13 protein-coding genes are annotated in these 9,309 nt (G+C 59.5%); 4 read left to right on the top strand and 9 right to left on the bottom strand.

What is annotated here, in order from left to right; genetic code table 11:
* Positions 1-110 precede the first annotated feature (110 nt).
* Complete coding sequence (locus KGB27_RS29830) at positions 111-1,313, bottom strand: NAD(P)/FAD-dependent oxidoreductase (protein ID WP_223557290.1); 1,203 nt, start codon at positions 1,311-1,313, stop codon at positions 111-113.
* Between the two features lie 266 nt (positions 1,314-1,579).
* Between KGB27_RS29830 and KGB27_RS29825 the strand changes: the two genes are divergently transcribed.
* A complete protein-coding gene (locus KGB27_RS29825) occupies positions 1,580-2,137 on the top strand; it encodes an RrF2 family transcriptional regulator (RefSeq protein ID WP_192229247.1) in 558 nt (185 codons plus the stop codon).
* A 108-nt stretch (positions 2,138-2,245) separates the two neighbouring features.
* Here KGB27_RS29825 and KGB27_RS29820 read toward each other — a convergent pair whose 3' ends face one another.
* Positions 2,246-2,581: a hypothetical protein gene (locus KGB27_RS29820; protein WP_008044852.1), complete on the bottom strand. Its 336-nt coding sequence runs from the start codon at positions 2,579-2,581 to the stop codon at positions 2,246-2,248.
* Between the two features lie 70 nt (positions 2,582-2,651).
* A complete protein-coding gene (locus KGB27_RS29815) occupies positions 2,652-2,870 on the bottom strand; it encodes a hypothetical protein (RefSeq protein WP_008044853.1) in 219 nt (72 codons plus the stop codon).
* A gap of 170 nt (positions 2,871-3,040) precedes the next feature.
* Between KGB27_RS29815 and KGB27_RS29810 the strand changes: the two genes are divergently transcribed.
* Both KGB27_RS29810 and osmE read left to right on the top strand, forming a co-directional pair.
* Positions 3,041-3,280: a hypothetical protein gene (locus KGB27_RS29810; protein WP_008029106.1), complete on the top strand. Its 240-nt coding sequence runs from the start codon at positions 3,041-3,043 to the stop codon at positions 3,278-3,280.
* 14 nt (positions 3,281-3,294) lie between these two features.
* Positions 3,295-3,654, top strand: coding sequence for an osmotically-inducible lipoprotein OsmE (gene osmE, locus KGB27_RS29805; RefSeq protein ID WP_008044854.1), 360 nt, complete (start codon positions 3,295-3,297; stop codon positions 3,652-3,654).
* Between the two features lie 43 nt (positions 3,655-3,697).
* Here the strand turns inward: osmE and KGB27_RS29800 are convergent, their stop codons facing one another.
* Positions 3,698-3,901 (bottom strand): hypothetical protein, encoded by a 204-nt coding sequence (locus KGB27_RS29800; protein ID WP_008029102.1) that lies wholly within the window; start codon positions 3,899-3,901, stop codon positions 3,698-3,700.
* Positions 3,902-4,123: 222 nt separating this feature from the next.
* Here KGB27_RS29800 and KGB27_RS29795 point away from each other — a divergent pair, with 222 nt between their 5' ends.
* Entirely contained in the window at positions 4,124-4,486 is a 363-nt protein-coding gene (locus KGB27_RS29795) for an NUDIX hydrolase (protein WP_008029100.1), read from the top strand.
* 6 nt (positions 4,487-4,492) lie between these two features.
* Here the strand turns inward: KGB27_RS29795 and KGB27_RS29790 are convergent, their stop codons facing one another.
* From KGB27_RS29790 to benA, 5 genes are all read right to left on the bottom strand, one after another.
* Positions 4,493-5,191 carry an alpha/beta hydrolase gene (locus tag KGB27_RS29790; RefSeq protein WP_223557289.1) on the bottom strand — a complete coding sequence of 233 codons (699 nt, stop codon included), beginning with the start codon at positions 5,189-5,191 and terminating at the stop codon, positions 4,493-4,495.
* A 39-nt stretch (positions 5,192-5,230) separates the two neighbouring features.
* Complete coding sequence (locus KGB27_RS29785) at positions 5,231-6,004, bottom strand: 1,6-dihydroxycyclohexa-2,4-diene-1-carboxylate dehydrogenase (protein WP_008029096.1); 774 nt, start codon at positions 6,002-6,004, stop codon at positions 5,231-5,233.
* A 152-nt stretch (positions 6,005-6,156) separates the two neighbouring features.
* Positions 6,157-7,170: a benzoate 1,2-dioxygenase electron transfer component BenC gene (gene benC, locus KGB27_RS29780; protein ID WP_192229241.1), complete on the bottom strand. Its 1,014-nt coding sequence runs from the start codon at positions 7,168-7,170 to the stop codon at positions 6,157-6,159.
* A 10-nt stretch (positions 7,171-7,180) separates the two neighbouring features.
* Complete coding sequence (gene benB, locus KGB27_RS29775; protein WP_008029093.1) at positions 7,181-7,669, bottom strand: benzoate 1,2-dioxygenase small subunit; 489 nt, start codon at positions 7,667-7,669, stop codon at positions 7,181-7,183.
* Positions 7,669-9,030 carry a benzoate 1,2-dioxygenase large subunit gene (gene benA, locus KGB27_RS29770; protein WP_223557288.1) on the bottom strand — a complete coding sequence of 454 codons (1,362 nt, stop codon included), beginning with the start codon at positions 9,028-9,030 and terminating at the stop codon, positions 7,669-7,671. Before benA ends, benB begins: the two co-directional genes overlap by 1 nt.
* Positions 9,031-9,309 lie beyond the last annotated feature (279 nt).

Genomic DNA, 9,309 nt, shown 5'->3' with positions numbered 1-9,309 from the left:
TGTAGGAGCGAGCCTGCTCGCGATGGTGTGTCACTCAACCTTATGTGGCTGACACATCATCGCGAGCAGGCTCGCTCCTACAGGGATTCAGGTGATTTCCGTTCAGCGACTCAAGCGATCGGGATCAGCGGATCTGCTGCGGCCCATGCGGTTGCACGATCAGCTGCCGGCGGGTAGATCCACACGGTGTTGATCTGCGTCTTCAGGTTCTTGCCTTCCTGTTTCACCAGTTTGACCTGACGGTCCCAGCCCTCGGTGTACACCGCACCCCAGGCACCCAGGTCCAGGCAGGTGACGTATTTGGGTTGGCTGTACGGCGTCGGGTCCACGCCCAGGATCTGCGCGGCAACGTTATTGCCGGCGTGACGCCCCAATACGATGGCGTGTTGGCAGGTCATCAACGCATAGTTGCCGATGTCGTCGGACGCGGCATAAGCCACATCGCCGGTGGCAAAGATATCGTCCTGACCGATGACTTTCAGGTGGCTGTCCACGTGCAGGCGGCCCAGGTGATCGCGTTCGGCAGGGATCTGCTCGGTCAGCGAACTGGCGCGCACGCCGGTGGTCCAGACCACGGTTTTGGCCTCGATACGCTGGCCGTCGCTCAAAGAGACACCGTTGGCATCAACGGAAAGGACCGAAGCCTTCAAGTGCCATTTCACGCCGGTTTCAATACTGGCCTCTTCGATCGACTTGGCGATTTCAGCCCCCATCGACCCGCCAATTTTCTCGCCACGATCGACAATGATCACCTCGACGTCGGCCTGATCGCCCAAAATGGCACGCAGACGTGCGGTCATCTCGGTCGCCGTTTCAATCCCGGTGAAGCCGCCGCCGGCCACCACCACGGTGTTGCGGGCTTTGCTTTCCGGCAGGCTGGCCAGGGATTTCAGATGGTTTTCCAGGCGCACGGCTTGTTCGATCTGGTCGACATCGAACGCATGTTCAGCCACGCCGGCGGTCGCCGGAATCGCCAGACGGCTGCCGGTGGCCAGAACGAGTTTGTCGTAGCTGCACACCTGTTTCGCACCCGAGGCGTCGACATAACCCACGCGTTTTTGCCCGACGTCGATGGTTTCTGCGGCGCCCTTGATGAACTTCACTCCCACCGCATCGAACAGCTCGCCAATCGGCGCGGCCAGTTGGTGCGCGTTCGGCTCATAGAACCGCGGACGCACGCGCAGCTCGGCCTGCGGGGCCAGGACGGTGACTTCTACGTCGTTGTGACCATGAATGTCGAACAGACGTGTGGCGCTCAAAGCCGTCCACATGCCACCGAAACCTGCGCCGATTACCAGAATGTGCTGTTTCATCTTTAACTCCGTGAGAAGGCCGATCAATGAATTCGTAGAGGTCGTGCGCTTGCCAGTGCCGACCGAACAACTACGACTGTATTGATCCTAGTTAATTAACGCAATCGGTTTTTTCTGATGGTTGCCATCGAAAGGTTCGATGGCTCGACCGAGAGAGCCTTTACCCACGCACAAGGGGTAATGCACAGAGAGATGTGCCGACGGGATTCGTTGCCTGCCTAACCTTCAGCTGCTAACATTTGCGACAAGATTAGTCGGAGATCCAAATGTCTCTTTACAGCGCTGGCGTTGAGTACGGCATTCATTGCCTGATTTTCCTGGTGGGCAATTGCGGCGACACCCGTGAGGCGAGCGTGCGTGACCTCGCAGAACTGCAGGGCGTGCCGCTGGACTACCTGGCGAAAATTTTCACCAAACTGGCCAAGGCAAAACTGGTGGTCGCCACTGAAGGCGTGCGCGGCGGATTCAAGCTGGCCCGGCCCTCCGACGAAATCAGCGTGCTCGATATCGTCAATGCCATCGACGGCCAAAAGCTGATTTTCGATTGCCGGGAAATTCGCGGGCGTTGCGCCCTGTTCGAAGGTTCCGCCCCGGATTGGGCGGTGTCAGGCCATTGCTCGGTCCATGCGGTCATGATGACGGCGCAGAAACGCATGGAAGATGCCCTCGCCCAGCAGACCATCCTGGATCTCGCCAGGAAAGTCGGGCGAAAGGCGCCCTCGGAGTTCAGTGCTCAGGTTGATAACTGGATGAGTGATCGCCGGGACAAGAAAAGCGCTGCCCCGGCCGCTGACGAGCAGACCATTGTGGTTACCAACATTTGACGCCATCGCCGGCAAGCCGGCTCCTACAAGGGCACCGCAATCCCCTGTAGGAGCCGGCTTGCCGGCGATGGCGATCTATCAAACGCCGCTATAACTCGCGACCAAGTCTTACAAACAGTCCCGAACCGCCTGACGCAGTGCGCCTGACTTGGCCCATGGCGGCCCTTGATACAGCGAAACCCGGCTGCCGTCTTTCGATTTCACGATATCCAGAATTTCGTCGGCCGTGATGATGCTCGGCGCCTTGATCCGGTAGCCATTGGAAATCGGCGTTTGAGTCGTATTGGAAATCTCTTTCTGCCACGCCGGCAATACGCAGGCGGCATACTCCTTCGGCGCCTTCTCACTGTATTTGCTGACATTCGGCTCACCCGGCACCAGCGACGCAGGCAAGGAACACCCCGCCAGTAACGCCACCACGACTCCCGCAATCAACGTCCGCATGACGCCCCCCTATTCAAAAAAAAGGAAATGTAGCGCGTCGTCTTGCAGACATCCATTCATTGAGCCTTTCTCAGCGTTTTTCGGTGCTCTGGCCGGGATGCGCAGCGGGCCGTTCGTTCAGGAAAGTCATCCATCGTTCATACGCTTCGTGCTGCCATTGAGTGACCCGCTCCCATTCCGGGCCGCTGAGTTGATGAGCGGAAATCAGCTTCATCATCTCCGTGGTCGCTGCGTCCAGATCGACCATCAGCTCATGCGCGTGAACCCTGAAGTCATCGGTCGTCGTCATTTGAAATTGCCTCGCCCCGGCGGAAATTCGCCACTTCAATACGACAGCAAATCTTTTCGCTCGCGTGCATCTTCCCGACCAAAGGCAGCATTGGCAGTTCGGACGAACAAAACGCCCTGTCCAGGGAAATGGGACTAAAATTTCGTAGCAGAGGTTTTCTGGAGATCGTCATGTGGCTCAACGAATCTGAAAACGAACTTCGACGTGACCTGCAAAGCGTTGCATCGGACCTGAGGTGGTCGGCGGTGGAGCTTCTACGCTTGGCAGATCAGTTAAAGCTGTCTGGCAATGATGTCGATGCGCAGGCGGTGCTGAGGCTGTGCGACCTGTTTCAGGGCGACGAACAGCGATTGGCAGGCTATGCCGAAGAAGTGAAAGCCAAGGCCATCAGTCGCAACAAAGCTCACTGAACAGGAGCGCGGCCATGAACAAGCCTTTATTCGCGCTGGTTGTCGTACTGGCAGCGCTGGCGGGCTGCAGCACTGAATCACGCCTCTATGGCGACCTCCCGTTGGTCGCCAAAGTCGAGACCGGAATGAGCAAGGATCAGGTCGAGCAGATCGGCGGGCCGCCTCACACCATCACCGAACGCACGGCTGTGCCTGGCACTTGCTATGACTACAAGCTGACGAAAGCCGGCCATCAACAAGCGTACAACGTCAGTTTCGATAACCGGGGCAAGGTCGACCACACCAGCTTCATCACCTGTGCGGAATGGAGCCGCCTGCAAACAAAAGCCAGGGAGTCTTCCCATAGCACCGGCGGCGGTGGCGGCGGTTACTGAGCCGAAATGAAAAGCCCCGGAAAAAACCGGGGCTCGAAGCGTTTTACTTGACCGTCGTCTGGTTGCTTGCCGGCCTTTTGGCCCGGGATTTGTAACCGGGAAGTGCCGCGGCAAAGGCCAGTGCCTCTTCCCGGCTGGCAAAAGCGCCCAGTTGGTCACCTTGGGTGCACACCCGCCATGGGCCATTGCTCACGCTAAGTACGTCATAACCGTTCATGTGCATCTTATTCAGCATCGGAACGCTCATAAGTCACCTCCATTTTCGGTACTGATGTCCAGGATTGACCTGCCTACCTTACACCCGCCCTTTGCCGAGGTGCCGACCAGACGTCGCGACAGGATTCCGCCATTCGGTTGCACTTTCAGCCCCTGTGAGACCTCTAACCAGCCAAGAGGCCCGTGCAGCCTTGGGCGGCCTGAATATTGCATTTTTATTACTGTTTTATGACAGCAAGCACTCAGGTAACACATGAAAGTACGCGCAACCGTTATTTGTGAGCAGGACCGGCACGTTCTCCTGGTGCGCAAGCCAAGGTGTCGCTGGACGTTGCCCGGCGGAAAGGTCGAGCCCGGAGAAACCGCGGCAGGCGCCGCCATGCGCGAACTTCAGGAAGAGACCGGGCTTGGGGTCGACGACATGCTGTACCTGATGCAACTGGAAACGGGTGGCACCCGACACCACGTTTACGAGGCGTCGGTACTCAACTCGTCTGAAGCCCGGCCGCAAAACGAAATTTTCGATTGCCTGTGGTATCCGCTGGACGCCGTGCAGAACCTGAACACCAGCGACGCCACGCTGCGAATCGTCAGAGCGTTTCAGCGTCGCCTGTAAGGCAGGTCAGGCCTTGGCCACTGCCGTTGCCGCCTTGTCGATAAACGCCGCCACTTCGACCGGCATCGAGGCAAGGGACGCGTGACTGGCGTGCAACGTCAGGATCTCTTTGGCGTTCAACCGCCCCGCCATCCACTGCTGGTTTTGCGGCGCGATCATCCGGTCGTCGGTCGACACCTGATACCACGACGGTTTGCTCTTCCACGCCACCGTAGTGATCGCATCGCCAAACGTGCCGGCCAAGGGGGCTTTTTGGGTGATGCCCATGACCAATCCTTCGGCTGCGGGCAGGTCCTGACAGAAGCTTTCGTGGTAAAGCTCCGGTTTGACCCACAAATAACCATCACTGTCGGGGGCCAGGTTCGCTGCGGCAGCGGGCGGATGCCGTTGAGTGATGGCGCCGGGACTTTCACCTGCATCCGGCGCGAACGCGGCGATGTACACCAGACCCACGACATTCGCTTGATCGCCGGCCTCAGTGATGACCGCACCGCCATAGGAATGCCCCACCAACAGCACCGGCCCCGCCTCTTGCGCGACCATTTTGCGCGTGCGCTCGGCATCATCGGCCAACGACGTGAGCGGCATCTCGACCGCGCGGATGCGGGTGTAGCCCTTTTTCAGCAGTTCGGCGATAACCTTGTTCCAGTGGGCGGCACCGCCCCAAAAACCATGGACCAGCACGATCGTGGGTTTTTCACTCATCACGTTGACTCCGTTTGATGGGGTTGTTGGCGAACGCTGTCAGCCCTGGTCGCCACCACCCACCGGCATGATCATGCCGGTGATATAGGACGCTTCGTCGCTGGCCAGAAACAGAATAGCGCCTGCCTGCTCATCCAGCGTGCCATAGCGCTTCATCAAACTGCTGTCGAGCGTCTGGTCGACGATCTGCTGGTACCACACTTTTTCTTCGGCGCTCTGTTCGGCGCTGTTGCGCGGAATCACTCGCGGCGGCGCTTCAGTGCCACCGGGCGCCGTGGCATTGACCCGCACGCCACGACCGGCGGTTTCGAACGCCAGGCACGCGGTCAGCGCATTCACCCCGCCCTTCGCCGCACCGTACGGCACACGGTTGATGCTGCGCGTGGCGATGGACGAGACGTTGACGATGGCGCCGCTGCCCTGCTCCAGCATGAACGGCAGCGCGGCATGGCAGCACCATAACGTCGGGAACAGAGAGCGGCGGACTTCGGCCTCGATCTGCTCGGCTTCGTAGTGTTCGAACGGTTTGGCCCAGATCGTCCCGCCGACATTGTTGATGAGGATGTCGAGACGACCGAAGCGCTCGACGGCGGTTTGCATCACCCGGTTGCATTCGCCGTACTGCTCAAGATCGGCAGTCAGCGCGAGCACCTGGCTGTCCTTCCCCAATTGCTGCTGCACTTCAAACACCAGCTCGGAGCGGTCGACCAGAATCAAGCGCGCCCCTTCCGCCGCCATGCGTTCGGCAACACGCCGGCCGATGCCTTGGGCGGCACCGGTGATCAACGCGACTTTTTCGTGAAATCTGTTCATACCTGCCTCGAATCTAAAATAGCTCTCGACCTGTAGGAGCTGGCTTGCCAGCGATGGACGCACAGGCACCGCATTAATCCTGTAAAAACGCGTTATCGTTAACGTCCATCGCTGGCAAGCCAGCTCCTACAGGGGGACGTGGTCACACAGGGTTATGCCGCGCTGGCAGCGAATTTTTCGTAGTAGAAATTCACCGGCGCAATGCCTTGCTCGCGAATGTACTGGCTGACCGCCTCGACCATCGGCGGCGGGCCGCACAGGTAGACATCGACGTCGCCCTCGTTCAAGTGTTTGGGCTCGATGTGCTGGGTCACGTAGCCCTTGAGCGGGTGCTGGCTGTCGGGGCTGGCCACGCAGGCGCTGAAGCTGAAATTCGGGATTCGTGCGGCGAAGGCTTCCAGCCGATCCATTTCCACCAGGTCGAAATCGTTGGTCACGCCGTAGATCAGATGCAGCGGATGTTCACTGCCCTGCTCGGCGATTTTTTCCAGCATCGCGGTGAATGGCGCAAGCCCCGTACCACCGGCCAGCAGCAACAACGGCCGACGGATGTCGCGCAGATAAAAACTGCCCAGCGGCCCGGCCAGGCTCATGCTGTCGCCGGCCTTTGCCATACCGGTGAGGAAGCTGCTCATCAAACCACCAGGCACATTGCGAATCAGGAAACTGACCTCGCCATCACGCTGCAACGAGCTGAACGAATAAGCGCGGGTCTGCTCGCTGCCGGGAACCCCGAGGTTCACGTACTGCCCCGGCAGGAACGCCAGTTTGCTCAGTGCATCGCCCTTGATCGACAACGCGATGGTGCTGTCGGACAGCTGGCGCACGGCGCTGATAGTCGCTTCAAAACTGGCCTGCTGGGTGCGGCAGACTTCCGAGGAGGCCGGCACCCGCACCACGCAATCGCTCTGGGCGCGCATCTGGCAGGTCAGGACAAAACCCTGTTCGGCTTCCTCCGCCGTAAGCGCGTCCTCGATGTATTCCTCGCCCAGGTCGTAACGGCCGGCTTCGGCGAAACACTTGCACGTGCCACAGGCGCCGTCGCGGCAATCCAGCGGAATGTTGATGCCTTGGCGGTACGCGGCGTCGGCCACGGTTTCGCCGGCGTTGGCGTCGATGAAACGGGTGACGCCGTCTTCGAAATTAAATGCGATGGAATGAGTCATGACGGCCGCCTCACAGGTGGTAAACATCGATGACCTGACGAACGTAGTCGTTCTTCAGGATCACTTTCTTGGCCTTGATCAGCGGGTTTTCGCCGCGCATATCGAGGGTGTAGAAACTGCTGCCGAAATAGCTGTCGACGGTCTTGTAGCGAAAGCTCAAGGTGTGCCAGTTGAAGCGCACCTTGCACAGGCCGTCCGCCTGTTCCAGCAGCTCGATGTTGCTGATGTTGTGCGAGGTGCGGGTGTCCGGCACGGTGGCGCTGGAACGCTCGGTCTTGATGCGGAAGATGCGGTCTTCCAGACCCGTGCGGTTGCCGTACCAGATCAGCGAGATTTCCCGTTGCGGGTCTTCAGTCAGTTCGTCGTTGTCGTCCCAGGACGGCATCCAGAACGTCGCATCCGTGGCGTACAACTCCAGCCATTCGTCCCATTGCCGATCATCGAGGTAACGCGCTTCGCGGTAGAGGAAGTCGCGCACGGTTTCATAGGTGATGGTCATTACACGGTCTCCACGGCAATCAGCTTCGATTGCTCGGCAGCCAGAGCCTTGAGCATGGTTTGCTGCCAATACTTGTGCTGCAACACGAACAGGCCTTCGTCCTCGGTGCGCACACCGCTGAGCAACGGATGCAGGTCAATTTCCTTCGCCGCCTCATCGGCGCCTTCGACCCAGTGCTCGGCGCCACGGGACATGTCGTTCCAGGCGGTCACGCTGCCCTGGTAGCCGGTCTGGCAGGAGCGAAACTCTTCCAGATCGTCCGGGGTGGCCATGCCGCTGACGTTGAAGAAATCCTCGTACTGACGAATCCGGCTCGAACGGGCGTGATCGCTTTCGCCTTTGGGGGCGATGCAGTAAATGGTGATTTCCGTGCGGTTGACCGAGATCGGCCGGGCGATGCGGATCTGCGAGCTGAACTGGTCCATCAGGTACACGTTCGGGTACAGGCACAGGTTGCGCGAGTTTTCGATCATCCAGTCGGCGCGGGCCTTGCCGAAGTCCTTGGCCAGCTCATCGCGACGTTCGTACAGCGGACGGTCCTCAGGGTTGGCCCAACGGGTCCAGAGCAGCATGTGGCCTTTGTCGAACGAGTAGAAACCACCGCCCTGCTTGGCCCAGCTGCCAGCGCTCATGGTCGGGTTGGTGTCGCCGGCCTCGCGCTGTTTGCGCTGGTTCTGGGTGGCGGCATAGTTCCAGTGCACCGAGCTGACGTGGTAACCGTCGGCGCCGTTTTCGGCGGTGAGTTTCCAGTTGCCTTCGTAGATGTAGCTGGACGAACCGCGCAGCACTTCCAGGCCGTCGGCGGACTGGTCGACGATCATGTCGATGATCTTCGCCGACTCGCCCAAATGCTCAACCAGCGGCACCACGTCAGCCTTGAGGCTGCCGAACAGGAAGCCGCGATAGGATTCGAAACGGGCGACTTTGGTCAGGTCGTGGGAGCCTTCGCAGTTGAAGCTCGCCGGGTAGCCGGCCGCTGCCGGGTCTTTGACCTTCAGCAGTTTGCCGGAGTTGTTGAAGGTCCAGCCATGAAACGGGCAGGTGTACGAGCTTTTGCTGCCGGACTTGTGTCGGCAAAGCATCGCGCCACGGTGACTGCAGGCGTTGATAAAGGCGTTCAGCTCACCGTCCTTGTTGCGCGCGATGAAGATCGACTGGCGCCCCATGGTGGTGGTGTAGAAATCGTTTTTGTTGGGGATCTGGCTTTCGTGCGCCAGGTACAGCCAGTTGCCTTCGAAGATGTGTTCCATCTCAAGGTCGAACAGCCGTGGGTCGGTGAACATCTCGCGCTTGCAGCGGTAGATGCCTTGTTCTGGATCGTCCTCAAGCAGGGATTGAAGATATTCGGGTCGCAGGGTCATGGCCGCCGCCTCCATTGTTATTGTTCAGGCAAGGCTCATGCTAGGACGGGGCAATGGGGTGGACTATCCGCTGGGTGCAGACCTTTATCCGTTTAGTGCAAAGACCGATGTAGGAGCCGGCTTGCCGGCGATCGACGCAACGCGGTGTGCCAGACACACCACCATTCTGTAGGAGCCGGCTTGCTGGCGATTCAGGCGATGCGGCGTGTCCTGTCCCTTATACACATCTGACGCTGCCGACGACGGAGAGAGTGTAGATATCCGCGGGCGCCGTATCAT

Source organism: Pseudomonas sp. BF-R-01, assembly GCF_019946615.1.
Taxonomy (GTDB): domain Bacteria; phylum Pseudomonadota; class Gammaproteobacteria; order Pseudomonadales; family Pseudomonadaceae; genus Aquipseudomonas; species Aquipseudomonas migulae.
Note: the sequence above shows the minus strand (reverse complement) of the source record. Positions and strands in the feature narration are given on the sequence as shown.

What these genes read in the sequence shown, in the direction of transcription:
- KGB27_RS29790 (WP_223557289.1), bottom strand. Translation starts at nt 5,191, where the DNA reads ATGAGTGAAAAACCCACGATCGTGCTGGTCCATGGTTTTTGGGGCGGT.
- KGB27_RS29815 (WP_008044853.1), bottom strand. Translation starts at nt 2,870, where the DNA reads ATGACGACGACCGATGACTTCAGGGTTCACGCGCATGAGCTGATGGTC.
- KGB27_RS29785 (WP_008029096.1), bottom strand. Translation starts at nt 6,004, where the DNA reads ATGAACAGATTTCACGAAAAAGTCGCGTTGATCACCGGTGCCGCCCAA.
- benB (WP_008029093.1), bottom strand. Translation starts at nt 7,669, where the DNA reads ATGACCATCACCTATGAAACCGTGCGCGACTTCCTCTACCGCGAAGCG.
- KGB27_RS29800 (WP_008029102.1), bottom strand. Translation starts at nt 3,901, where the DNA reads ATGAGCGTTCCGATGCTGAATAAGATGCACATGAACGGTTATGACGTA.
- KGB27_RS29830 (WP_223557290.1), bottom strand. Translation starts at nt 1,313, where the DNA reads ATGAAACAGCACATTCTGGTAATCGGCGCAGGTTTCGGTGGCATGTGG.
- KGB27_RS29810 (WP_008029106.1), top strand. Translation starts at nt 3,041, where the DNA reads ATGTGGCTCAACGAATCTGAAAACGAACTTCGACGTGACCTGCAAAGC.
- KGB27_RS29820 (WP_008044852.1), bottom strand. Translation starts at nt 2,581, where the DNA reads ATGCGGACGTTGATTGCGGGAGTCGTGGTGGCGTTACTGGCGGGGTGT.
- osmE (WP_008044854.1), top strand. Translation starts at nt 3,295, where the DNA reads ATGAACAAGCCTTTATTCGCGCTGGTTGTCGTACTGGCAGCGCTGGCG.
- benC (WP_192229241.1), bottom strand. Translation starts at nt 7,170, where the DNA reads ATGACTCATTCCATCGCATTTAATTTCGAAGACGGCGTCACCCGTTTC.
- KGB27_RS29825 (WP_192229247.1), top strand. Translation starts at nt 1,580, where the DNA reads ATGTCTCTTTACAGCGCTGGCGTTGAGTACGGCATTCATTGCCTGATT.
- benA (WP_223557288.1), bottom strand. Translation starts at nt 9,030, where the DNA reads ATGACCCTGCGACCCGAATATCTTCAATCCCTGCTTGAGGACGATCCA.
- KGB27_RS29795 (WP_008029100.1), top strand. Translation starts at nt 4,124, where the DNA reads ATGAAAGTACGCGCAACCGTTATTTGTGAGCAGGACCGGCACGTTCTC.